Source organism: Bradyrhizobium sp. AZCC 2230 (assembly GCF_036924495.1).
GTDB lineage: Bacteria > Pseudomonadota > Alphaproteobacteria > Rhizobiales > Xanthobacteraceae > Bradyrhizobium > Bradyrhizobium rifense.
In genome coordinates, this window is record NZ_JAZHRS010000001.1 from 3,173,700 (window position 1) to 3,196,114 (window position 22,415).

Consider the following 22,415-nt stretch of genomic DNA (forward strand, 5'->3'; position numbering starts at 1 on the left):
CTTTTGGGGGCCCTTTTTGGGACCCTTCTCACAGACTTGCCTAAATTTAATCCCGTAACGTACTCACGATCTCTCGATCCGTGAGTTTTCAATAGCCACGTTCAGTCAAAAGTGATTGAGACGGAACCATGAAGAGGGTGTTTGCAATCCTGGCTTTTCTCTGCGTCCTCGCGGCGGGCCAGTATGTCGTCGTCAGCAGGTTCGCGATCCGTCACGAGATGCTGTCCTTGTTCGACGCCGCGCGACAGCGGCCGATCTCGGTCGAGATTGCGGTGCGGCGCGACTACGAGACCAAGGCCAATCTCGGCCTCTGGAAAGCTTCCGGTCGCCATCATCAGCAACGGCAACACGGTCAAGGCCATCGAGTATTCCTTCCTCGCCAACGTGCTTGCGGCGCGCGGCTATCTCGTCGCCAGCATTCAGCAGGATCTGCCGAGCGATCCGCCCCTGATGACCCATGTCGGCCAGAAATATGTCGGCCGCCGCGAGGTCTATATGCGTTGCGAAGCCAACATCCTCTACGTGCTGAACACGTTGAAGGGGCGGCAGGAGAACGCCGACTACGACCACATCACGCTGGTCGGTCATTCCAATGGCGGCGACGTCTCGATGTATGTCGCCCAGCAGCATCCCGAGCTCGTGTCGAAGGTGATCACACTCGACAATCTCCGGGTGCCCTTCGTGCTCAACGACCGCATGAAGATCCTGTCGTTCCGCTCCAAGGATCCGCATTTCCAAACCGACCCCGGCGTGCTGCCGACGCCCGAAGAGGCGAAGGCGCGCGGCATCGACATCATCCCGACCGGTGCGCAGCATACCGAGATGAGCGATCGCGGGCCCGACTCGGTCAAGGAGAAGATCCAGGCGACACTTGACCGCTTCCTGCGCGACAGCGCCAGCAGCGCGCTCGCGCCGGCCGATACGACCTCCCCGATGATCATGAATCCCGGCGACTACTAAGCAGATCGACGCAGCTCTTGGCGTCAAGCGCAAACGCGTCTTCAAAATGCAAATCCCTGCCGGGTGAACCGACAGGGATCAGCAGAAAGGATGACGGACGGCGAATGAGGATCATCCGGTGGCCCATCATGGACCTGCACCGGAATTGAAATGCGCGGCGCGTCACTACGCAAGATCAATTTGTAAGCACACGGCCGTGGCGCGGGAAATCAGAACGTTCCCTTGTCAGGATTTACCCTTGCCCGGCTGCATGAAGTTGCCGGTCATCTGTCGCATATGATCGCCGGCATTGGTGAACTGGCTGCGCAGGAACTCGGACTGGATTCGCATCGCTTCCTGAAGGTCGGTGGCGTGAACCAGCTTGCGTGCGTGTTCGAACGCCGCCTTCATGTTCTGCTCGGTGAAGGCGAGCGCCTGCTTGGACACGTCCGCGCCAGCCCCCGGGACCGACGACATCGACTTGGTGGCGGCATCAAAAAACATGCCGAATGCCTTCTCAGCCTGGTCGATGGTTTTCTCAGCCAGGTCGCGCAGTTCGGCCGGAACTTCGAGCTTCGGTTCGATCATGGTCGCACTCCTCCCTCTTTTTCCAACTCATTACCACATTTGTCGCATTGCCTTCCAGCGGCCAAGCGCCGGCAACGGACGCCACCTGGCGGTCCGCTTTCCGGTCTGAAAGGTGGACAAAGCGTAATGTCGGCCCGTGGCCGGGCTCAAGACAGCGGGTGTTCGGGGATGGTCTCGTCAGTGACGAGGTCTTCGACGAGCTTGATGACCTCAAAGCGCTGCCGGGGAGCGAGCTTGAGAAAGGCGCGCAGCAGGCGGAGACTTTCGACGGTCCCGTTCGCGGGTGCGCCGAGCTTAAGATGCAGTTCAGCCGCGAAATTGAGGTTCTTCATCTCGCACCTATCACAGGACTCGGCCCCTCGATGTTGGGCGTCGGGAGCCGGGTCGAGAACCGCACGCCGTCACCGAACGCCATGGCGACGACAAACTCTAGGTCGGGGCACCTCAGCAGGTTGGCATGCCGAGCTCCAAATCTGGAGAGCCTCGGCCCGACCCGAGAAGTTGCAATTATGGCAAGGAACAACCCCTCGAGCAAGCCAAACCGTAAGACCAGCGATGCTTCGTCGGCATCGTGCCACGGCAATTCCGGATATCAGGAATATGCGCTGCCGTCACCCACCTGCGTCAAGAAGCAGCAACCAGTCACCACAGGGCCCCGATTGCAGTCAATTAGACCTCCGTTTCACCTTGTTTCCCGTGTGAACGGAGATTAGCAGCCGCGAACTAACGCCTCTTCAGCGTATACACGTAATCGTTGAGCCCGATTTCGGCGGTTGCATCGCCCACGAAAAATGAACGTCGATCTCCAGCGTCCCGATACGGGCCCCATCCGACGAGTCCCCCTTGATCTCCGGATTGGGCTCGCCGCCCCACGTCAGGGGTTCATCGCTCCCGATATTCCGCGCTCCGTGAACCGTTGTTCAACATCGTACGACCAAGCGGTTGCGAAACGGCCACGCAGATCACGGGCGCCATGGCTGACGGACTGTTTTGATTCGGGCGCGCGTCAGCACCAAAGGACGGCGGCATGCTTTCTCGCTGCGATCTCATCAAGGGCGCCGCGGTTGCGCTTCTTACACTCTCGGCACAGGGCGCATGGGCGCAGGAGACCAAGATGAACCTTTTCAAGGTCGTCACCATCAAGGACGAGATCGTCGTCGGGCTATCGCCCGAGGAGCTTCAGGCGCTCGGCGGCAATGACGCGAGCGCGGTCGCGCACGCACTGGCGCAGAAGGGCGACCTCACCGTCTGGCAGTACAACGTGCATCGCGGACAGAACGGTGAGATGCAGCAGGCGCCGACTGCCAAGATCGGGCTGCTGGCCAACGCCTCGCTCCGCGTCGAGCCCTACACCACGCCCTACCAGATCATACCGCATCCGTGAGGAGCGACGGGAGAATGCCGGCGGCGGAAGCCGCCGGCAGCCACATTCAGCGGCGCCGCGCCGGCGCATCGGTGGCAAAGCCGTAGACCAGCGCCAGCCGGTCGAGGCATTCGCGAAAACGGCGCGCAAAATAGTCATTCCATCGCTGGGTGCGGACGGCACGTCGTTGCCCGATCTGGTCCATCGTCAAACCAAGCACCAGCACGTCATGCACCAGCGCGGCGCCGTCGGTGCCGAGCTCGCGCTCGACCCGGTTCAGCCGTAATACGGCCTGACGCTGGCTCTCGGTGACCGGCTCGCGGGAGCGCGCGCCGTCGACATATTCGCGGGTCGGATCCATGGCCTGAGGGCCCCGCTCCGCTCGCTCCCAGTCGCTCTGGTAGGCGCGGCCCCCCCGATATTGCGCCTCGTCGATCTGGTGGTGCGCGTGCAGCCGGCCGAGCGGATCGTTGCGGATCGACCGCATCGCCACGATCTTCTCGTCCAGATCGAGCGCCAGGGGATTGTCGACCTCAACCTCCGCCAATTCTGCATTCAACGGCAGGTCGCGCGATCGGCGGTCGTGAAGCCCGGTCAATTTGTAGGACATGTTGCGTCTGGCACGTGCCACTCGGAAACTCCTTGCAAACTGAATTGAGAAGGCGCTGGTCAGGCGACAGAGACCAGCCTCAGCATGACGGCACCGGCGATACGGCCGGACACTGCTGCGGGACCGCGGGTCAGATGCGCATGCGGCGCGCAATAGCTCGAGCCGGGCTGACGCGGGTGACCGCAGAAGCTGATCTCCTCCCCCTCCCTGTCACCGCCATAGGGATAGCGGCAATCGCCGTGCTCGAGCTCGCGCAGCGTGATCAGTCGCGGCCGGACACCGATGCAGCGCAATTTGACCGGATTGGCCGGCCTTAATGCCGATGGCGGCGGCAGGTTCAGGCCGGGTATTGCAACACGCGGCGGCGAGAGCGGACCGGGATCGCCCGGCAAGGACGGCACGATCGATGGACTCGTCATCCGTTCGGGCGCGGCGAGTCCGAGCCGCTTGGCGCGACCGACCACCGCATTGCGCGTGTAAGCCGTTCCAAACCTTGCGTTAATCTCCCTTCCGATCTCCGCATATGACAGTCCCTTGAAAAAATAGTCGCGAAGCGCGTCGGAATGCTCCGACGACCAATGGCCCGGTTCCATGCTGCTGTCCTGTGATGCGCCCCGATCGCACGATCCGGAGGCGGAACACACATTCCGTTATTCCGAATACGAAGTCAAGCAATAATTCTGATATTCATAATTGCATCAATTCCGAATTTCGGATTACAAGAGGCAGAGCCATGGGCAATCGAGGGAATCACCATGTTGGACGCTGCGATGATCGAACGGGGCCTGGAGAAGACGGGCAAGAGCAAGGGCGGGCTGGCCGCGGCGATGGGCGTGCGCCCGGGCGCGGTGTCGGAAATCCTCGGCGGCGAACGCCTTGTGAAGGCCTCCGAAATTATTCCGATCATGCAATATCTCGAGCTGAACCTCGCGCCGATCATGGGCCGGGTCGGCGCCGGCGCCGTGATCGAGCCGGATTTCGAGCAGGTCCCTCCAGAGGGGCTCGGCGACATCGCGCTGCCCTTCCCGATCATGGAAGAGACCGTCGCCTTTGAGATCCTGGGCGATTCGATGCTGCCCAAATACGAAAGCGGCGACGTGATCGTGGTCTACAAGGACCAGCGCCATCCGCTGTCGAGCTTCTACGGCGAAGAGGCCGTGGTCCGGCTCAAGACCGGCGAGCGCTATTTGAAAACCATCGAGCGGGGCAAATCCCCCTCCGTCGTCAATCTCAACAGCTTCAACGCCAAGCCGATCGTCGGCGTCAAGCTCGACTGGGTCGGAGAGATCTGCCTCTCCATGCCCAAGGGCCAGCTGGAGCGGCTGCGCGCCAAGTCGGCCCGCCCCCGCAAGAAGGGCCGGTAGGCCGCGATTTCCGATTTTTAGAAATCGACCTTGACTTAATTCCGTTTTTCGGAAATACTCTGCCGCACACCCGGCCCTGGGTGCGCGGCAGGATCGTTTCGTGCAGTATTTCGTCGTGATGATCGACTACGGGCGGCGCGGTCGCGAGGCGATCGTTGACCCCGAGATCACAAGGCGCGAGGTCATTTCCCGCGTCACCTCCGGCGAATACCAGAACATCTCGTTCATCCACGAAATCGCAGAGAATTCGGTCGAGGACGTGACTGAGGCCATCCTGGCCGAGGCCGCCCTTCCCCAGATCCCGCCTGAAGATGTCGACCTCCAGGCGATCCGCCACGATCACGCCCGCGACCTGCGCAAGCACGAGAAGGTGTGACGCAGGCCTAAGCCGCCTGCGCCACGGTCGAGTTGCAGATCACACCGTCAGAACGGTCGATCCTGTGGTCTTGCGCGCGGCGAGGTCGGCATGCGCCTTGGCAGCGTCCTTCAGCGCATAGGTCTGCTGCACTTCGATCTTGACCGCACCGGACTTGACGACGTCGAACAGCTCGTTCGCCATCGCGACCAGGCTCTCGCGCTTGGCGGCGTAGGTGGACAGCGTCGGCCGGGTGACGTAGAGCGAGCCCTTCTGGGCGAGCAGGCCGAGATTGAGCGGCTCGACCGCGCCGGAGGACGCACCGAACAGCGCTGCGACGCCGAGCGGCGCGAGGCAGTCCAGCGACTTCAGGAACGTGTCCTTGCCGACGGAATCATAGACCACCGGCACCTTCTTGCCGCCGGTGATCTCGTCGACGCGCTTCACGAAATCCTCGCGCGTGTAGATGACGACGTGGTCACAGCCATGCGCCTTGGCGAGTTTTGCCTTCTCGTCGCTGCTGACCGTGCCGATCACGGTCGCGCCGAGATGTTTTGCCCACTGGCTCAGGATCAGGCCGACGCCACCGGCCGCCGCATGCAGCAGAATGGTGTCGCCAGCCTTCACGCGATAGGTCTGCCGGATCAGGTACTGCGTGGTCAGCCCCTTCAGCATCATTGCAGCCGCGGTCTTGTCGTCGACGCCGTCAGGCAGCTTCAACAGCCGGTCGGCGGGGATCAGCCGCGCCTCGGAATAGGCACCGAGCGGTGATGCACCATAAGCCACGCGATCGCCCGGCTTCAGATCGGTAACGCCCGGCCCGACCTCCTCAACAACGCCCGCGGCCTCGCTGCCGAGCCCGCTCGGCAATGGCGCGGGATAGACACCCGAGCGGTTGTAGATGTCGACGAAGTTGAGACCGACAGCGGTATGGCGAATGCGCGCCTCGCCCTGCCCGGGCTTGCCGACGTTGACCTCCTCCCAGACCAGGACTTCCGGACCGCCGGTCTTGTGAAAGCGAATGGCATGCGTCATGGGCGTTGCTCCCTTATCGTTGCAGTGAAGGTCCGTGGAATGCGGATCGGCCTGTGAAATAGGCATTTGGTCCGCCCGTTACAGTACAGAGACGTAACAAGAATGTCACAGCGAACGACAAACCCTCGCCGTTCCGTCTCTGTTCGAAAGAGTTGATGACGGCATCGACGCAACCGGCAGTAGCCTTTGCGCGGGGTTTGGTGGTCGCCTGCGAAGGAGAGCCGAGATGCCAGCTTATGTACAGCATCATCAGGATGTCGAAATCGCGCCTGTGATTTGCCCGACATGCATGGGGTTCCTGCCGATGTATGTGCGCGAGGTCGAGCCGCACTGGAGCCTTGCCAAGATCGACTTCGTCTACGAATGCGCCGATTGCGGCGCCGAGGTCAGGCAGACCATCCGCAAGCCCGAGCTGCTGCGGCACTAACAGCACCATCGATCGCCTCTTAAGTTTTTGCGCTGAACGGAAAAAGCGGCCGTCAGCGCGGATCAGGCCCGTCCCAAACGAGGCTTGTTCTTTGCCGGGAACGCAGGCAGAACAAGCCTCAAGCAAGACCTTTGGGAGCGCCCTTTCGTGGCTGAACAGAAGGCCTCGACCTCGATCGAGGCAGTGGAGAGCGGCCTCGCCGCGCAGGGCTATATCGCGAGCCGGCAGATCGCGACCGCAGTCTATTTGTCGCAACAGATCGAGAAGCCGATCCTGGTCGAGGGCCCTGCGGGCGTCGGCAAGACCGAGCTTGCCAAGGCGATTGCCGCGTGGCGCGGCATGAAGATGATCCGCCTGCAGTGCTATGAAGGTCTCGACGAGGCCAAGGCGCTCTATGAGTGGAAATACGCCAAGCAGCTGCTCTACACCCAGATCCTCAAGGACAAGCTCGGCGAAGTCCTTGGCGGCGCGCAGACGCTGCACGCCGCGCTCGAACAGCTTCATGATTTCGGCGACGTGTTCTTCTCCAAGGAATTCGTCGAGCCGCGTCCCCTTCTCCAGGCGCTGGAGCAGCCGGGCGGCTGCGTGCTCCTGATCGACGAGATCGACAAGTCGGATGCCGAATTCGAATCGCTGCTGCTGGAAATCCTCTCGGACTTCCAGGTCACGATCCCCGAGCTCGGCACGGTCTCGGCGATCACGCCGCCGACCGTGATCCTCACCTCCAATAACGAGCGTGACCTCGGCGACGCCTTGAAGCGGCGCTGCCTGCATCTGCACATCGGCTTCCCCGAGCAGCGGCTGGAAGAGCGCATCGTCGAGAGCCGCGTGCCGAACATCTCGCAGACGCTGCGCCGGCAGATGGTCGGCTTCATCCACGAGATCCGCTCGCTCGACTTGAAGAAGCTGCCCTCGGTCAGCGAGACCATTGACTGGGCGCGCGTGCTGGTGCTGCTGCAGGCCACCGAGCTCGACACCGAGATCGTCAAGGACACTCTCAACGTGCTCCTGAAATACGAGGCCGATATCGAGGCGGCTCACCCCCAGATCACGACTTTCATTGCCAAGGCATCACGATCCAACGTCTTCGGTTGACGCCCGATGCGCGAGAACTTTCATCGTTTCTTTCGGGCGGCGCGCGGGGCCGGCGTCCATGTCTCGCCCGCCGAAAGTATCGATGCGATGCGCGCCGTCGCGCAGATCGGTCTCACCGACCGTGCCATTCTGCGCGACGCGCTGCTTCTGACGCTCGCCAAGTCGCAGGACGAGAAGCTCGCGCTCGGCGACTGCTTTGATCTGTTCTTCAGCCAGCCCGAGCCCCGCGACGACCAGCCTGCGGCCGACAACGATGACGGCGCCTCGCAGGACGCGGATCAATCGCCCTCCTCAAGCCTGGCCAGCGAAGCGGGCGAACGACAACCTCCCGAAGGATTGGGCCCACTTGCACAAATGCTGATGTCGCAGGATCGCAACGCGATCCAGGCCGCCATCGCTACCGCATCCGGTGCAGCCTCGCTCTCGGACATCCGCTACTCCACCCAGCGCGGCATCTTCTCCAGCCGCATCCTCGACACCATGGGCCTTCAGCGCCTCCGCGACGATCTCGACGAACTCGCCACGACCAATCCGTCGCTGGCTGAGCGTCTCCGCGGCGCGCTAGACGCCTTGCGCGAAGCAGTCCGCGACACCGTCTCCCAAGGGCTTGCGCTCTATGCCCGTGAAGAAGCCGAAAACCTCCGCAACGAAATCCTGCGCAATGCGCCACTGGCCCGCATCGAGCGGCGCCAGGTCGCGGAGATGCGCGCTCTCATCCGCCAGATCGCGCGCCGCCTGCGCGAGCGCTATTCGAAGCCGCGCAAGCGCCAGCGCCGCGGTCACCTCGATGTCCGCCGCACACTCCGCCGCAACGCTGCCTGGGGCGGCATACCTTTCCTCACCGCGTGGAAACGCAAGCACCGCGACCGGCCAAAGATCGTGGCGATCTGCGACGTCTCGGGCTCGGTGGCACAGGTCTCAGACTTCTTCCTGCTCCTGATCCACTCCCTGCATGAGGTTGTGGACGACGTCCACTCCTTCGCGTTCTCGTCGCATCTGATCGAGGTCAGCGAGATCCTGGAGAAGAAGTCGCCCGAAGAGGCGATGGCCGAGATCATGTCCAAGGTCGGCTTCGGCTCGTCGGACTACGGTTCCTCTTTGGTCGATTTCGAGCACGACTTCATGAGCACGCTGACGCCGCAGACCACGGTGATCGTGCTCGGCGATGCCCGCAGCAACAATCTCGACCCGCGCGCAGACATTCTGCGGCGAATCTCCGAGCGCTCGAAGCGACTGGTCTGGCTCAACCCCGAAGGACGGCTCGCCTGGGGCTTTGGCGATTCCGAGATGCCCCGCTATGCGACCTTTTGCAGCGTCGTGCGACAATGCGCCACCGCGCAGCAGCTCGAGCGCGCGGTCTCCGATATCGTTGCGACTTACCAGTAAGTCCTCAGCTCACGGCGGGCATCAGCTTCGCGCAAGCTCCATGTGAGCGACATTGCACTCGCGAAAGTGATAGGCAATTTCGTCGAGCGCGCGCTGTTCCCATTCCTGGGCTTGCGTAAGCCAGAAAACCCGACGCTCAAAATCGAGCGCGGCACGCTCACGGCATAGGGATTCCTGACTGCGAATTTCCACCAGCCTGTTCATGCACTCACACTCCTTGTCGTGTGAAGCGATTCCCCGCGAATCAGCCTAGCAGAATCGCGAACCCGGCGTCTCACGGTTTCTGTGCATATCGCGACGCAGAATGAGACAGCAACGCTTCCCATGCACTGGGGCCGTCGCAGCGCAACATCAAGTGAAGATCATCAATTAGTGATCAGCGCTCGGGACGATATTTGCATCGAAGCAATCTTAACTATTGTGGCGCAACAGACTGCGGCAATTCGTGAAGAGAAGTTCTAAACAGCTCACCGAATTCCCGACTCATTGTCGTCGCACGGTGTTCATGCCGCGCCGCTAACAGGGGCGCGCGAACGTGACTATCGCTTGAGGCAACATGAACGACGATTTCGAACTCGATCTTTCGCCGGATCAATGGGCAGCCCTGCGCACACTTCGTAACCCCGTAGCGAACAATCGCCTCGCGAAGGCCTATCTCGTCGACAGCCTCGTCAAGCTTGGTCTCGTTGTCGTTGACAATGGCGTGCCCGCAATGACTCCCATGGGACGCAAGGTACTGGTGCGCGGATCGTGCCGATTGCTGGACCTCGCAGCTTAACGTGCGCATCAAAAGATCTGTGCGGTCACGATCGCGTAAGCGACGAACACGACCCCAAGTCCCCACACCATTGCCGGAATCTGCGACCGCCGGCCGACCGCCACTTCGAGAGCGATGTAGCTCAGCGTCCCCAGCGCCATTCCGTTGATGAGGTTGTTGGTCAGTACAGTGACCAGCAGCGTCAGCACGATCGGAACCGCGTTGGCGAGATCGGTCATGTCGATGCGGGCAAGTCCTTGCATCATGAGCACGCCGACGAGCACCAGTGCGGGCGCGGTCGCCTGCGGCGGGATGATGACGAAGACCGGCCAGAAGAACAGCGCAAGGAAGAAGAGACCCGCGACGGTCAACGAGGTCAGGCCGGTGCGACCGCCGGCCTGCACGCCGGTGATGGACTCGATATAGGCCGTGACGACGGAGGTCCCGAGCAGCGGCCCGACGATGGAAGCCGTCGCATCGGTCGCAAATGCGGCAGTGGCATTCGGGATCGAGCCGTCTGGCTTGCGCAAATTGGCGGCCCCCGTCACGCCGATCAGCGTGCCCAGCGTCGAGAAGAATTCGGCGCACAGGAAATAGAACAGCAGCGGCAGCGCGACGACGAAATGGCTGAAGAGATAGCCGATGTCGAGCGCCATGAAGGTGCTTGTCGGCCAGCGCGGCCACGCCATGATGGCTGACGGTACTGACGTCACCATCTTGCCGTTTGCGCCTGGAACGAAGAAGCCGATCAGCGTGAGCGCCGCGATCGACAGGATCAGCGCCGCCGGCACCCGGCGCACCACCAGCACCGGTGTGAGCAGGAGACCGAACAGCGTCAGCAGCACCGGCGGGCTGCGCAAGGAGCCCATGGCGATATAGGTTGACGGATTCTGGACCACGAATCCGGCGCCCCGTAATGCAATGAAGACGATGAGGGTACCGACCGCCGCCTGGATGCCGATCTTCAGCGCTTCCGGCACGTCCTTCGCGACTTTCTCGCGCAGCTTCGACAGGCTGAGGATCAGGAACAGCACGCCAGTGAAGGCGACCATGGCGAGTGCGCCCTGCCAGGGCATCCCCATCTGCTTGACGATGACATAGGTGAAGATCACGTTCGAGCCCATCGCGGGCGCCACCGCAAGCGGCAGATTGGCCCACAGCCCCATCATCACCGAGCCGACGATCGCGGCGAGCGCCGTGGCGCTGACGAGATCGGCACGGTCCATCCCGGCGTTGGACATGATCGCAGGATTGACGGCGATGATATAGGCCATCGCCGCGAATGTCGTCGCACCGGCCATCACTTCGCGGCCGACGCTCGTGCCCCGCTCGGTGAGGCCAAAGGTACGATCAAGCAGCCCCGAGGCTGTGGGTGTTGTTGGCTCGGCGGGCGCGGCTTGCGGCTTCGTCATCTCGTTCATCCCAGTTCTCCCCTACCAGACCACCGGGTGCGCTTCGCCGGTCTGCACATTAATGAAGCCGAGCGGCGCCTGCTCGCACGGCGCCACCAGCACCCAGCTCCAGGGCGCACAGGTCAGCGTCGCAAACATGAGCCTCTCCGGGAATCCCGGATACCAGCGCGGCCGGAACGTCGGCTCGTACATCCAGTCGACCTTGCGACCTTCCGCATAGAGCGCCTGCATCTCGGCATCGAGCGCTTGCGCCGAACGACAGCTCATCAGCCCGCCGACCTCGAAACGCACGGTGGCGACGAGCTCGCCCTCGCGCACCAGCGCCCAGCCGCCCTGAAGCTCGATCAGCGCGTTGACCGCCTTTGCCATCGCCGCGTCGGACGAGCCGACCACCCAGATGTTGTGCTTGTCGTGCGCCACCGAGCAGGCAACAGCCGTCTCCGGCGTGCGTGGACCACAGCCGCGCCAGAACATCTTTGCGACGCGCCCATCGCCGGAGAAGCGATCGACGATGGCGAATTTGGTGATGGCCTCGCTCTCGTCGCGCTGCACGGCACCGTCACGCACCGGCAGCTCGAGGGTGTAGAATTCGGGATGCCAATGGAAGGGACGGATCACCGCCGCCTTCATCGTGGTACGGCCGGGCTCGGCCGGCAGTTCGAAATCTTCAGGCTTGATCGAGCGCTTGATGTTGACCGTCTTCGTTGCCCAATCCGGCCACTGGATTTCAGGCACCTGACCAAGATAGCGCTTGCCCTCGGAGACCTGCGCGCCATCGGCCCACACTTCGGCGATCGTGAGCTTGGTGACGTCCGAGAGCAGCACGACATCGCCGAAACGCCCTGGAGCGAGACTCCCCACGAACGGCGTGATGCGCATATGCCGCGCCGGGTTGATGGTGAGACACTGGATTGCGATTTCAGGCGCAAGACCGGCCTCGATCGCGACCCGCGCATTGTGATCACTGGCACCGAGCTCGAGCGTGTGGCTGGCACTGCGGTCATCCGTCGTGAACGCGATCTGCGACCAGTCCTGCAGACCCTTCGCGAGCAGCCATTTCACGATCTCATCCATCGCGTAGACGCGCAGCTCGACGAACAGGCCGCGGGTGAGCTTGTCCCAAGTCTCCTCCGGCGTCTGCACTTCGTGGTCGGAGGCGAGCCCCGCCGCGGCAAAGGCGTTGATGGAGGGCAGATCCCGCAGGCCGGAGGCATGGCCTTCAACGACACCGCGCGCTGCGAACGTCGCCTCGATCATGCCCCAGAGCCGCTTGTAGGAGGGATTGTCGGGATTCCACACCGCCGGCCAATCCATGACCTCGTCGAGCCCGGTGACCATCAGGCTCTCGGCCATGAAACCCGCCTGCTCGTCGTGGCCATACCAGCCGCCACCCCATTCGTAGGCCGTCGGCGGCACCGCCGATCCCGGCTGCGGAAATATCTTGAGCGGCGAGCCGCGGCGGCGCGCCTCGAACCAGAACTCGAGATTGCGGGCTCCGTTGACGTTGGAGAACTCGTGGCTCGCCTCGCAGGTCCAGGTATTGCCATGTGGCAGCACCAGCGCCGCCTCCCACTCCGGCGTCAGATGCGAGCTTTCGATGTGCTTGTGCACCTCGCCGAAGCCGGGGACGGCCGCAAGATCCGGCCGGTGCACCCGCTCGCGGACCTCGCCGGGATAGCTACCGGCCGGCCCGACCCAGGCGATGCGCCGTCCCTTGAAGACGATTTCCTGATCCTCGCTCCAGGTGCGACTGTGCACGTCGAGCAACCTGCCGACCCGCAGGGAGCGATCGGCCGGACGCCGGCCGAGCGCCGTCAGCACCAGGTCCTGGCGGGTGCGGACTTCGTCGGGCGCGTTGATCAGAAGGTCGTCGGGGATCGCATTCATGGCCTGCCTCACTCTACGCCGTTGCTTTCGCGCGCCGTGGTTCGCTTGCGCGGCGATTTGCCGGCCTTGCCGTTGCGCGCCGCAGCGGCATCGCGCTGACGGACATCATTCAAAAGGGTCGTGAGCGCCCACTCGACCGTGTCGGCGATCTCGGCACTGGACATGCCGAAGTCCTCGCGCATCGCGTTCCAGGCCAGCACGTTGTTGAGATAGGACGCAAGCGCCTCGGCCTGGCGGACCTCCTTCGCGGAGAGATGCCGCGCTAACGGCGCCATCGCGTTGCGATGCTGGTCGATCAGGTGGCGCCGGAAGCCGGCGCGCACCCGGCGGCCCGCCCGCGTCATCGCAATGGCACGCGCCAGATGCGGATGACGGTCGAACCGCTTGCACAGCTTGCGGAAAATATCCGGCAGTTCGTCGGGCGAAGTGAAGGGAATGTAGCTGAAGACGTTGTCCTCGATCCACTCGCCGGCCGCCGCAAACAGCTCAGCGCGGGTCTTGAAGTGCCGATAGATGGTTCGCTCGGCTACCTTTGCGCGCTTGGCGACCGCGGCCATGGAAATGTCGTCGGCCGCCTCGTCCTCCAGCGTCTCGACAAAAGCCGTAACGATGCGCTGCCGCGTCATCTCGGCATATTCGTCGCGAAGGTTGGCGATATGTCGCTTTGCTGTACTCATGTCATAAGTCTGACATCAGACAAACTGGAGGGTCAAGCCGAGAGTTGAGGCAGGCCGCGCCGCAACAATGGGCGTCGGCATGATCTAGGGGCCAGCGGCCCATGCGAGCGCGACTATTGCCTGCCGCCTGAAAAATGGACTTTTGTGCGCCGCCAAAATCGGATTTGCTCTGCCGAGAACTGCGCGCAACGGCGTCGCGCGGACGGCAAGGGAGCCGACGGAGGGAGCTGATCATGAACGGGCTTGGCGGGCTGAACAAATCGCCTGAGGGCGTAGTTATCGGACTGGTTCAATTACAATTGCCGACCGTCGTGACCAAGGCCGATCTCGCCAGGCAGACCGAGCGTATCGCCTGGATGGTCGGCAAGGCGCGCCGCAATCTCTCCACCATGGATCTGGTGGTGTTCCCCGAATACTCGCTGCACGGCCTCTCGATGGACACCAATCCCGAGATCATGTGCCGGCTCGACGGGCCCGAGGTCGCGGCATTCAAGAAGGCCTGCATCGACAACAGTATCTGGGGCTGCTTCTCCATCATGGAGTTCAACCCGCATGGTAACCCCTACAATTCCGGCCTGATCATCGACGACCACGGCGAGATCAAGCTCTATTACCGCAAGCTTCATCCCTGGATTCCGGTCGAGCCGTGGGAGCCTGGCGATATCGGCATTCCCGTGATCGAGGGCCCGAACGGCGCCAAGATCGCGCTGATCATCTGCCATGACGGCATGTTCCCGGAGATGGCGCGGGAATGCGCCTACAAGGGCGCGGAGATGATGATCCGCACTGCCGGCTACACCGCGCCGATCCGCGATTCCTGGCGCTTCACCAACCAGGCCAATTCGTTCCAGAACCTGATGGTCACGGCCAATGTCTGCATGTGCGGCTCGGACGGCTCGTTCGATTCCATGGGCGAAGGCATGATCGTCAATTTCGACGGCACCGTGCTGGCGCACGGCACTACCGGCCGCACCGACGAGATCATCACCGCCGAGGTGCGGCCCGACCTGGTGCGCGAGGCCCGCATCAACTGGGGCGTCGAGAACAACATCTACCAGCTCTGGCACCGCGGCTATGTCGCGGTGAAGGGCGGTGCGATGGACTGCCCCTACACCTTCATGCAGGACATGGTTGCGGGCACCTACCGGCTGCCATGGGAAGACCAGGTCAAAATCACCGACGGCACCTCCTGCGGTTTCCCGGCGCCGAGCCGCATGTTCGGCAAGACCGCGAAGGCGGCGGAGTGAAAGCCTCAGACCCCACGGCGCAGCAATCGCCGCCGTATCGGGGATACCAGGCCGGAAAACCAGACGTTTCCTGGATAATCCGCGACAATCTGGCACGTTAGTTGCTCTTTCTTGTTCTTGGGACCAAACGTCGTCAGAATCGGGGGATTTATCATGTCGACCATTGCCGCGGCCCCGGCCGCAGAGCCCAAACCGCTTTACGCCTCGCTGTTCGTCCAGGTCCTGGCGGCGCTGATCCTGGGCATCGTCCTCGGCGTAGTCGCCCCGGACTTCGCCATCAGCCTCAAGATCCTCAGCGACGCCTTCCTGAAGCTGATCTCGATGATCGTGGCGCCGATCGTGTTCTGCGTCGTCGTGCACGGCATTGCCGGCGCCGGCGACCTCAAGAAGGTCGGCCGGGTCGGCGTCAAGGCGCTGCTCTATTTCGAGGTGATGACGACCGTGGCGCTCGTGGTCGGGCTCATCCTCGCCTACATCTTCGGCCCCGGCCATGGCATGAACATCGATCCCTCGACGCTCGATGCCAAGGCACTCAACACCTACGCCGACAACGCCCACAAGCTGCAAGGCGCGGGCGTCGGCGCTTTCCTGCTTAACGTGATTCCCAGCACCTCGTTCGACGCATTGTCGCGCAACGACGTGCTCCAGGTGCTGTTCTTCGCGGTCCTGTTCGGCGTCGGCCTCGCACTGGTCGGCGGCGAGAAGGGCAAGCTCGTCACCTCGATCATCGACGCGGCCTCCACCGTGCTGTTCCGCGTCATGGGACTTATTGTTCGCGTCGCCCCGCTTGGCGTGCTCGGCGCGGTCGCCTACACCGTCGGCAAATACGGCGTCGGCTCGCTGAAGCAGCTCGTTTCGCTGGTCATGCTGTTCTACGTCTCGGTCGGCATCTTCGTCCTCGGCGTGCTCGGCAGCGTGATGGCGCTCGCCGGAATCAACATCCTCAAGTTCCTCTCTTACCTGCGCGAAGAGTTGACCATCGTGCTCGCGACCGCCTCGTCCGATGCGGTGCTGCCGCAGATCATGAAGAAGCTGGAGCGAATGGGTGTGAAGGATTCCGTGGTCGGACTGGTCATCCCGACCGGCTATTCCTTCAACCTCGATGCCTTCTCGATCTATCTGACGCTTGCCGTCGTCTTCATCGCGCAGGCCACCAACACGCCGCTGTCGTTCGGCGATCTTCTGCTGGTGCTGGGTGTCTCCCTGATCACGTCAAAGGGCGCGCACGGCGTACCGGGCTCGGCAATCGTGATCCTCGCCGCGACGCTGAACGCGGTGCCGAGCATTCCGGCGATCGGCCTCGTGCTGGTGTTGTCGGTCGACTGGTTCATCGGCATGGCTCGCGCAGTCGGCAACCTCATCGGCAACTGCGTGGCGACAGTCGTCGTGGCCGCCTGGGAAGGCGACCTCGACCGCGCCAAGGCAGCCAAGGTCCTCGCGGGAGGCGAGCTGGTGGACGTGACCGAGGGCTGAGGCGTGCGCGTCCCGTCGCTAGCGCAGGTGCCCGCTTTCGTAGTGCCTACGCTCGGCCGCCGTGAGCGGCGGCCTGGCAGCACTTGCCGGCGTCACCGTAGCGACGACGGCGACGCTTGGGCCCTGCGGCGCTAGCACCAGGACGTCAACGCCGTCAGCGTTGACCTGGATCGCATAGTCATGGCCGCTGAGGAGCCGCGCCACCACCCGACGCAATGGTCCGTCGAAGACACCCGTCATATGGGTCTCCAGCGCATCGATCGTGCGATAGCGCAGATTGAACCGTTCTTGCAACGCGGCCAACACGTCATGGAGGGAGGCCTCGTGAACCTCGACATGAACCGCCTCCGGCTTGCCTGCGACCTTCACCTCGGCCGATGCAGTTCGACCGAAGGGCAGAACGATGGCAGACGCGATCAAGAAGAGCAGGAACGGCCGACGCATCATCATGCGAGTTCCGCCTCCGGTATCTCCCGCGCCAAGCGTTCGCGGAGTGGCCCTAACCGCTCGGCATGGTGACGCCATTTCCCGATCGAGGATGCGTAGATCGGACGGCGCACCTGAACGGCGCTGGCGGTTGCCGATGGCGCCGGGCTTTCGTGAAAGCGCATCACCCCATCTTCCCAGGGAAGCCCGAGAAACCGGATGATATCCCGGCTCGCCGCAGCTTGATCCCGAACGACGTCCTCGTAATTGACTTCCATGAGCACGTCTGGAGGTAGCACTGCGCGCCAGTGTCGCGACAGGCGACGGTACGCCAGATAATAGTCCGCGAGCTCGGTCTGGTGATATGAGAACGAGAACTTGCCGCGGAAGTGCGCCTTGTAGATCGCCCAGCACGAATCGATCGGATGGCGCTGCACGAGAATGATCCTCGCGGACGGCAGCGCCGCGTGAATGAGGCCGCAATAGAGGTGGTTTTCGAGCGTCTTGTCGACAAAACGGACATTGTCCGGCACGCGAAGCGCGGTAGCCTGATCCAGGTAGCGCCTGCCAATACCCTCGAGGTCACGACTCCCCGGACGTTCCGCCATGGTGCGGCGCATCTCGGCAGCGAACGCGCTGGTCTCGCCTACGGAATGCATCGCGGAGTGGCTCGCGATAATCCGCTCCACCAGCGTGGTGCCGGTGCGTGGCAAGCCGGTGACGAAGACCGGCGCGACATCGACGTATCCAAGCGGCGCGGATTCGATCCATCTTCGCGTGTGTGTCTGGATAATCGCATCGACCTCGCCAATCTCGGCGGCGGGGTCGCGCGGCAGCGACCGGCGCTGGAGGTTGCAGCCGGCCTCGACGTGGGCGAAAGCACGGTCCCAACGCTCTAGATCCTCGCACTCCTTGCCAAGCGCAAAGCGCAACATGATTTCGCTCGGCGCCGACAAACGTCTTTCGGCAATCACGGCCTCCATCTCGTCGACATGGTTGCGGTCGCTGCTCTGGATTCGCAGGTCCGAACGCAGATAGTGGGCCAATCCGTAGCGGCGGTCGCACGCAATCGCCGCATCGCAATGCGCTTCGGCGTCGCCGAGTGCGCCGATCATCCGCTCGGCGGCGGCCAGATTGAACAGATACTGCGGAACGCCGGGCTTCAGGGCGACAGCGCGGCGGAAAAGCTCCCTCGCCCGCTGTTGCAGCCCGAGCAGGCCAAACATAGCACCAACTGCGTCAAGCGCGTCCGGCTCCTCGCCGACATGCCCGGCCGCGACTTCCGTCGCTGCACTGGCCTGACGCGCCTCCCCTTTCACGAACAGGCATTTCGCGCGCAACACCAGCGCAATCGGGTTAGTCGGCGCGAGAGCGACGGCGCGTTCCGCGCTGACCGCTGCCGCATCGAGACGATCACGCATCAGCGCGGTCTCGGTCAGCAGTGCCCAGGCGCGCCAATCCGACGAATTGCCTGCGACCACCTTTGCGCAGATCGTCTCGGTGGAGCTCAGATCGCCGTTTGCAAAGGCACGGCGCGCCGCCTCGATCGAAGCGGCGCTGGCGGCATGCTGTCCTGTGGCTTCCACGCGTGTGGCTCCATGCGATTCAGACGAGATTGACCCGGCGGCTGGACAGCCGCCGGGTCATGCTGATGAAGGCTATCGGCCCCGATCAATCCTGGTCGTTGTCGTTGTCGTCGTCGTGACGATCGGCGAAGTTGAAGTTGCCGAAGAGATCGCCGATCGCGGGCCGGTTGACGGGAACGTAGGGATTGTCGTCCGACGCAATCGGATTCGGCAAGGCGTCACGCGTCTTGGGTCCGAGCGGCTTGAGGTGCCAGTTACGTTCGATGAACTTGGTGATCGAGACGTGGTCACCATATTCATGCGAGATGTGGCCGCCGCGCGAGTATTTCGAGACGACGAGAAGCGGGATGCGCGTGCCGTCGCCGAAGAAGTCGACCGGCTGGATATAGCCGGAGTCGTAGTAACCGCCGCCCTCGTCCATGGTGACGACGATCGCGGTCGACTTCCACAGCTCCTTGTTGGACTTCACCTGATCGACGATCTTCTTGGTGAAGGCCTCGAAGAGATCGACACGGGACGAGGACGGATGACCGTCATTGAAGGTGCTCGGCTTGACGAACGACACGGCAGGGAGCTTGCCATTGGCGATGGCGTCATAGAGATCGAGCGTGTCCTTCATGTGCGCATCGCGCTGCGCCGCATGGGTCATGACCGATGCGGAGAACAGGAAGGGGTTGCAGATGTTGCAATAGAGATAGGCGACCGGGTCCAGCGCGCCGAAGTTAGTGCCTTCTCCGGGGGCCGTCTTGAAGTCATTCCAACGCTCGCCGAAATAGGCCCAGGAGACATCGGCCTGGGTCAGCGCATCGCCGATATGCCGCTGCTTGATGACCGGCGGCAGAGTGAACGGGCCATTGTTGATCGGATCGGTGGCACCGCTGCCGATAAAGGCCGGAACGTAGTTGTTCAGCAGATAATAGGCGTTCGGCGCACAGCGCGGCGACACATGGATCGCGCTGAGATAGGTCACGACCGGACCCACGCCCGGCTGGCTGGGATCTGAGCAGTTCGAATAGCTGCCGCCGCCATAGCCGTCGTTGAGATACCAGTTGTTGGTACCCGGCGCCGGGTTCGGGTTCTCGACCTCGTTGACGTATTGCGGCGGATTGGAACCGGGTACGAGAACGTGGTCGGGCTTGGCAGGATCGCCCTTGTCGTCGGCGTAATAGAGCGCGTCGGCGTAGCCGATCATCATGTGATTGGCGAAAGTGCCGCCCATCACGCTCTGGTGGAAGTTGTCGTTGAGCGTGTACTTGCGCGCAAGCTCGGCCAGATAGGGCGCGTCGCCCTTGGCGACGTTATAGAAGCCGAGCGCGATGGCACCTTCCTTCAGCGCGTGCGGGGTCGGATTGCCATTGCTGCCCGACGAGACACTCTGTTCCACAAAAGTGAAGAGATCGGCCTGGCAGCCGCTTGGATTGTGATGCGTCGCCTTTGCGACGTCGCAGTCGAGCTCCTGCCACATCTGGTAGAAGCGGTGCACCGGGCTGCCGCCATAGGTCTTGTAGAGGCTCGACGGAGTTTCGCCGCCCTGCGCCAGGGTCACGAGCGGATAGGGACCGTTCGGCAGATTATCGGAGTCCAGGATGCGCGTGTCGGGCGAATTGCCCGGCAGGCCGGTCGCACCGGTCGTCAGCAGCGGCAGGTCCTGCTGGCTCAGACCGTAATCCCCTTGCTGCGCGAGTTGCAGCGTGGCGAGACATCCCGGACCATTGAGCGCAGCCTGATCGACGGAGGTGTAGCAGGTTTGCGGCGCATAGGAGGTGCCAGGCGTCTGCACCTTGTTGGTCGTTTGATTATAAGGCGTCTTCGGGCTTGGATTGATCGAGTAAGTGTTGTTGACGACAGTGGAGGACTGCGCGGCTCTGGCGTAATTCGGACCGGGCTGACCATCCCTGGTGATGATGCCCTTGGAGAGCAGATTGTCGACGCGTTCGCCCGGATGACGCGGCTCATAGGTCGCGAAGACGTGGTCGAAGGTGCGGTTTTCGCCGAGAATGACGATCACATGTTTGATCGGGCTCTCGGTGCGCTCGCCGTTCTTGTTGCTACCGCCGAGTATATTGTCCATCGCATAAACGTCATGTCCCATCAGTGACAGAATCGCGGCTGTCACCACGGTACGGTCACGCAGACGTCGTGTCGTTTTCGAAAGCATTTGCACACCCCTCGTTCGTTTCCTGAATGCAGAGAAATCGTTTCAACGCGTGTCAGGTTAAGAGGCGCGCTTGTCAGACGTGCTGCTCGGCCATGTCACTTCGGTTACGAGATTATGACAACGAGCAGAGACCTATTGTCGCAACCAACAGGCGCTTCTGGATTGCCGTCAATGACTTACTGCGGATTTGGCCCTTGACGTTCCAACGCGGCCGGCCGCGGGAAGATCGCCGCTCAGTCGTTCCAGTGGAGCAAGGGCGTTCCGTATGCCCTGCTCCAGACGGAGAGGAAGCGCGGGAACCAAGAGTGCGCCACCGCGCCTTTATAGGCCCAGGTGCGATACTTCAACCCCTGCTCCGAGATCAGTTCCTGATAACCGCCGTGGACCTCGGTCGCGGTGCGGATGTCTTTCAATATCCCTTGCGCGCAGGCGCGATAGGTGTTGCTCCCCGAGGACTCGTCAAAGTCCAGCATGCGATCGGCAAATTCGACGTTGAACGTCGGCCAGGAGGAACGTCCCTGATAGGCCGGAGCCGCGATCTTGTGGATCATCTTGTTCCGCGGATTATCAGCGGACACCAGGAAGTGGAATGTGCTGGGGATGCGGAAGCGCGGCTCGGCGATAACCAAATCCGTCGTGGCCGCAAACAAGGCGCGCTCGCTCGCATCGCTCATGTCCCAGAAGCCGCGATGCACGCTGACGAAATCCAGCGCGACCAGGGACGCCGACGTGCCGGCCGGTCCATCCAGCGAATGCCTGATATAGCCGTCCTTGCCGAACAGACGAAGCAGGTCCTGCTTGTACTGCCCGAGGCCGCGCCCGAGCCGCCGCTTCAGCTCGTTTTCGTCGACCACACCGAGCTGCACGCCCCACACGAAGGTCGTGTAGACGCAGGCATTGGTGACAAAACGCCGGCGCTCGGCGCGGGTGTCCGTTGCCGCAGAGCGGGGCCCACTGGCATCGCACAGCAAATATCTGGCGCCGTCAGCCTCGAACGGCTCGAGCTCGCTTGCGAGCTTCAGGATCGCGCGCTTCAGATCGCCGCCATATTCGGCCAGCAACAGACGACCGGCATGCGCGCATTGCGACATCGCCAGATAGGACGACGCCCGCTCCTCGGCGGAGAGCATCTGCTGGAGGCCGGCGAGAATGCCGAGCAGCGTATCCGAAGGACGCGAGAAATAGTTCACGCCGAGATACCGGCCGCGTCCCGCGGGAACGATGGTCGTCGTAATCACGTCGGCGCGAACCGCTTCCAGCAACAGGCGCACGCTCTTTTCGAGCAGGCGCGCCCGCCGCACCGCGTCCTGCGCATCCATGATGGTCTCGGGGTCGAGAACGTCGGGATAGAACCAGGCGAAGTCGCGCGGGTAATAGGCGGAGGCGTGCGGTGCGCCCGTGACGAGGAACGCCTCTGTCACCGAAAAGGCGCTGTCCATCGAGTGGCGGTAAAGGTCCTCGATAGCCGACAAGGAATGATGCGACTGTCTCAGGAAACGGTCACCGAGAAAATTGACCGCCTGAAGCGCATTCGCGACAAAGGTCGCGGCCCTGCCCTGGTAAAACCGGTTCTCTCGATGGGATGGAAAGGAAATGTCGCTGTTCATCTGTGTGTCGGCTGATGTCTGGT

General features: G+C 62.6%; 22 protein-coding genes and 1 pseudogene. 10 read left to right on the top strand and 13 right to left on the bottom strand.

What is annotated here, in order from left to right; all coding sequences use genetic code 11:
• The first annotated feature begins 128 nt into the window (after positions 1–128).
• Positions 129–960 (top strand): annotated as a pseudogene (locus tag V1280_RS15345) (alpha/beta fold hydrolase).
• Positions 961–1,185: 225 nt separating this feature from the next.
• Here V1280_RS15345 and V1280_RS15350 read toward each other — a convergent pair.
• Positions 1,186–1,527, bottom strand: a complete 342-nt coding sequence (locus V1280_RS15350; protein WP_057749686.1) for a phasin — start codon at positions 1,525–1,527, stop codon at positions 1,186–1,188.
• 146 nt (positions 1,528–1,673) lie between these two features.
• Positions 1,674–1,859, bottom strand: coding sequence for a hypothetical protein (locus V1280_RS15355; protein WP_027531907.1), 186 nt, complete (start codon positions 1,857–1,859; stop codon positions 1,674–1,676).
• A gap of 695 nt (positions 1,860–2,554) precedes the next feature.
• On the opposite strand from V1280_RS15355, the gene V1280_RS15360 reads away from it, so the two are divergent.
• On the top strand, positions 2,555–2,911 hold the full coding sequence (locus V1280_RS15360; protein ID WP_334525329.1) for a hypothetical protein: 357 nt from the start codon (positions 2,555–2,557) through the stop codon (positions 2,909–2,911).
• A gap of 46 nt (positions 2,912–2,957) precedes the next feature.
• Here V1280_RS15360 and V1280_RS15365 read toward each other — a convergent pair whose 3' ends face one another.
• Both V1280_RS15365 and V1280_RS15370 read right to left on the bottom strand, forming a co-directional pair.
• A complete protein-coding gene (locus tag V1280_RS15365; RefSeq protein ID WP_334525332.1) occupies positions 2,958–3,521 on the bottom strand; it encodes a hypothetical protein in 564 nt (187 codons plus the stop codon).
• 38 nt (positions 3,522–3,559) lie between these two features.
• The gene (locus V1280_RS15370) at positions 3,560–4,093 is read right to left on the bottom strand and encodes a GcrA family cell cycle regulator (RefSeq protein ID WP_334525335.1); all 534 of its coding nucleotides are present in this window, start codon (positions 4,091–4,093) and stop codon (positions 3,560–3,562) included.
• 162 nt (positions 4,094–4,255) lie between these two features.
• Here V1280_RS15370 and V1280_RS15375 point away from each other — a divergent pair, with 162 nt between their 5' ends.
• Together V1280_RS15375 and V1280_RS15380 are read left to right on the top strand one after the other, a co-directional pair.
• Complete coding sequence (locus tag V1280_RS15375; protein ID WP_148776743.1) at positions 4,256–4,864, top strand: S24 family peptidase; 609 nt, start codon at positions 4,256–4,258, stop codon at positions 4,862–4,864.
• Between the two features lie 100 nt (positions 4,865–4,964).
• A complete protein-coding gene (locus V1280_RS15380) occupies positions 4,965–5,240 on the top strand; it encodes a hypothetical protein (RefSeq protein WP_334525341.1) in 276 nt (91 codons plus the stop codon).
• Positions 5,241–5,279: 39 nt separating this feature from the next.
• On the opposite strand, the gene V1280_RS15385 is transcribed toward V1280_RS15380, so the two are convergent.
• Positions 5,280–6,254, bottom strand: coding sequence for a quinone oxidoreductase family protein (locus V1280_RS15385; protein ID WP_334525344.1), 975 nt, complete (start codon positions 6,252–6,254; stop codon positions 5,280–5,282).
• A gap of 226 nt (positions 6,255–6,480) precedes the next feature.
• Between V1280_RS15385 and V1280_RS15390 the strand changes: the two genes are divergently transcribed.
• From V1280_RS15390 to V1280_RS15400, 3 genes are all read left to right on the top strand, one after another.
• On the top strand, positions 6,481–6,681 hold the full coding sequence (locus V1280_RS15390; protein ID WP_334525347.1) for a hypothetical protein: 201 nt from the start codon (positions 6,481–6,483) through the stop codon (positions 6,679–6,681).
• Positions 6,682–6,828: 147 nt separating this feature from the next.
• Complete coding sequence (locus V1280_RS15395) at positions 6,829–7,776, top strand: AAA family ATPase (RefSeq protein ID WP_334525350.1); 948 nt, start codon at positions 6,829–6,831, stop codon at positions 7,774–7,776.
• 6 nt (positions 7,777–7,782) lie between these two features.
• Positions 7,783–9,162, top strand: a complete 1,380-nt coding sequence (locus V1280_RS15400; protein WP_334525353.1) for a vWA domain-containing protein — start codon at positions 7,783–7,785, stop codon at positions 9,160–9,162.
• Positions 9,163–9,183: 21 nt separating this feature from the next.
• Here V1280_RS15400 and V1280_RS15405 read toward each other — a convergent pair whose 3' ends face one another.
• A complete protein-coding gene (locus tag V1280_RS15405) occupies positions 9,184–9,366 on the bottom strand; it encodes a hypothetical protein (RefSeq protein WP_334525356.1) in 183 nt (60 codons plus the stop codon).
• 352 nt (positions 9,367–9,718) lie between these two features.
• Between V1280_RS15405 and V1280_RS15410 the strand changes: the two genes are divergently transcribed.
• The gene (locus V1280_RS15410) at positions 9,719–9,940 is read left to right on the top strand and encodes a hypothetical protein (protein ID WP_334525358.1); all 222 of its coding nucleotides are present in this window, start codon (positions 9,719–9,721) and stop codon (positions 9,938–9,940) included.
• An 8-nt stretch (positions 9,941–9,948) separates the two neighbouring features.
• Here the strand turns inward: V1280_RS15410 and V1280_RS15415 are convergent, their stop codons facing one another.
• Genes V1280_RS15415 through V1280_RS15425 form a run of 3 tightly spaced genes read right to left on the bottom strand, consistent with a single transcriptional unit; the run spans position 9,949 to position 13,895 of the window.
• Positions 9,949–11,340: an NCS2 family permease gene (locus V1280_RS15415; RefSeq protein WP_334525361.1), complete on the bottom strand. Its 1,392-nt coding sequence runs from the start codon at positions 11,338–11,340 to the stop codon at positions 9,949–9,951.
• 12 nt (positions 11,341–11,352) lie between these two features.
• Complete coding sequence (locus V1280_RS15420) at positions 11,353–13,218, bottom strand: adenine deaminase (RefSeq protein ID WP_334525364.1); 1,866 nt, start codon at positions 13,216–13,218, stop codon at positions 11,353–11,355.
• A gap of 8 nt (positions 13,219–13,226) precedes the next feature.
• The gene (locus tag V1280_RS15425; protein ID WP_334525367.1) at positions 13,227–13,895 is read right to left on the bottom strand and encodes a TetR/AcrR family transcriptional regulator; all 669 of its coding nucleotides are present in this window, start codon (positions 13,893–13,895) and stop codon (positions 13,227–13,229) included.
• 233 nt (positions 13,896–14,128) lie between these two features.
• On the opposite strand from V1280_RS15425, the gene V1280_RS15430 reads away from it, so the two are divergent.
• A complete protein-coding gene (locus V1280_RS15430) occupies positions 14,129–15,142 on the top strand; it encodes a formamidase (protein ID WP_334525371.1) in 1,014 nt (337 codons plus the stop codon).
• A 153-nt stretch (positions 15,143–15,295) separates the two neighbouring features.
• Positions 15,296–16,615: a dicarboxylate/amino acid:cation symporter gene (locus V1280_RS15435; protein ID WP_334525374.1), complete on the top strand. Its 1,320-nt coding sequence runs from the start codon at positions 15,296–15,298 to the stop codon at positions 16,613–16,615.
• Positions 16,616–16,633: 18 nt separating this feature from the next.
• On the opposite strand, the gene V1280_RS15440 is transcribed toward V1280_RS15435, so the two are convergent.
• The 4 genes from V1280_RS15440 to V1280_RS15455 all read right to left on the bottom strand — a co-directional run bounded on the left by V1280_RS15440 (position 16,634) and on the right by V1280_RS15455 (position 22,392).
• Positions 16,634–17,065 (bottom strand): hypothetical protein, encoded by a 432-nt coding sequence (locus tag V1280_RS15440; RefSeq protein ID WP_334525378.1) that lies wholly within the window; start codon positions 17,063–17,065, stop codon positions 16,634–16,636.
• Entirely contained in the window at positions 17,062–18,384 is a 1,323-nt protein-coding gene (locus tag V1280_RS15445) for a tetratricopeptide repeat-containing sulfotransferase family protein (protein ID WP_334525381.1), read from the bottom strand. Before V1280_RS15445 ends, V1280_RS15440 begins: the two co-directional genes overlap by 4 nt.
• Before the next feature lie 328 nt (positions 18,385–18,712).
• On the bottom strand, positions 18,713–20,785 hold the full coding sequence (locus V1280_RS15450; RefSeq protein WP_334525384.1) for an alkaline phosphatase family protein: 2,073 nt from the start codon (positions 20,783–20,785) through the stop codon (positions 18,713–18,715).
• Positions 20,786–21,018: 233 nt separating this feature from the next.
• A complete protein-coding gene (locus V1280_RS15455) occupies positions 21,019–22,392 on the bottom strand; it encodes a hypothetical protein (protein WP_334525387.1) in 1,374 nt (457 codons plus the stop codon).
• Positions 22,393–22,415: the final 23 nt, after the last annotated feature.

Bases quoted from the DNA above. Each gene is read 5' to 3' on its own strand.
- V1280_RS15390 (WP_334525347.1), top strand. From the start codon at position 6,481: ATGCCAGCTTATGTACAGCATCATCAGGATGTCGAAATCGCGCCTGTG.
- V1280_RS15360 (WP_334525329.1), top strand. From the start codon at position 2,555: ATGCTTTCTCGCTGCGATCTCATCAAGGGCGCCGCGGTTGCGCTTCTT.
- V1280_RS15415 (WP_334525361.1), bottom strand. From the start codon at position 11,340: ATGAACGAGATGACGAAGCCGCAAGCCGCGCCCGCCGAGCCAACAACA.
- V1280_RS15420 (WP_334525364.1), bottom strand. From the start codon at position 13,218: ATGAATGCGATCCCCGACGACCTTCTGATCAACGCGCCCGACGAAGTC.
- V1280_RS15430 (WP_334525371.1), top strand. From the start codon at position 14,129: ATGAACGGGCTTGGCGGGCTGAACAAATCGCCTGAGGGCGTAGTTATC.
- V1280_RS15385 (WP_334525344.1), bottom strand. From the start codon at position 6,254: ATGACGCATGCCATTCGCTTTCACAAGACCGGCGGTCCGGAAGTCCTG.
- V1280_RS15370 (WP_334525335.1), bottom strand. From the start codon at position 4,093: ATGGAACCGGGCCATTGGTCGTCGGAGCATTCCGACGCGCTTCGCGAC.
- V1280_RS15355 (WP_027531907.1), bottom strand. From the start codon at position 1,859: ATGAAGAACCTCAATTTCGCGGCTGAACTGCATCTTAAGCTCGGCGCA.
- V1280_RS15400 (WP_334525353.1), top strand. From the start codon at position 7,783: ATGCGCGAGAACTTTCATCGTTTCTTTCGGGCGGCGCGCGGGGCCGGC.
- V1280_RS15410 (WP_334525358.1), top strand. From the start codon at position 9,719: ATGAACGACGATTTCGAACTCGATCTTTCGCCGGATCAATGGGCAGCC.
- V1280_RS15350 (WP_057749686.1), bottom strand. From the start codon at position 1,527: ATGATCGAACCGAAGCTCGAAGTTCCGGCCGAACTGCGCGACCTGGCT.
- V1280_RS15455 (WP_334525387.1), bottom strand. From the start codon at position 22,392: ATGAACAGCGACATTTCCTTTCCATCCCATCGAGAGAACCGGTTTTAC.
- V1280_RS15440 (WP_334525378.1), bottom strand. From the start codon at position 17,065: ATGATGATGCGTCGGCCGTTCCTGCTCTTCTTGATCGCGTCTGCCATC.
- V1280_RS15375 (WP_148776743.1), top strand. From the start codon at position 4,256: ATGTTGGACGCTGCGATGATCGAACGGGGCCTGGAGAAGACGGGCAAG.
- V1280_RS15450 (WP_334525384.1), bottom strand. From the start codon at position 20,785: ATGCTTTCGAAAACGACACGACGTCTGCGTGACCGTACCGTGGTGACA.
- V1280_RS15405 (WP_334525356.1), bottom strand. From the start codon at position 9,366: ATGAACAGGCTGGTGGAAATTCGCAGTCAGGAATCCCTATGCCGTGAG.
- V1280_RS15435 (WP_334525374.1), top strand. From the start codon at position 15,296: ATGTCGACCATTGCCGCGGCCCCGGCCGCAGAGCCCAAACCGCTTTAC.
- V1280_RS15425 (WP_334525367.1), bottom strand. From the start codon at position 13,895: ATGAGTACAGCAAAGCGACATATCGCCAACCTTCGCGACGAATATGCC.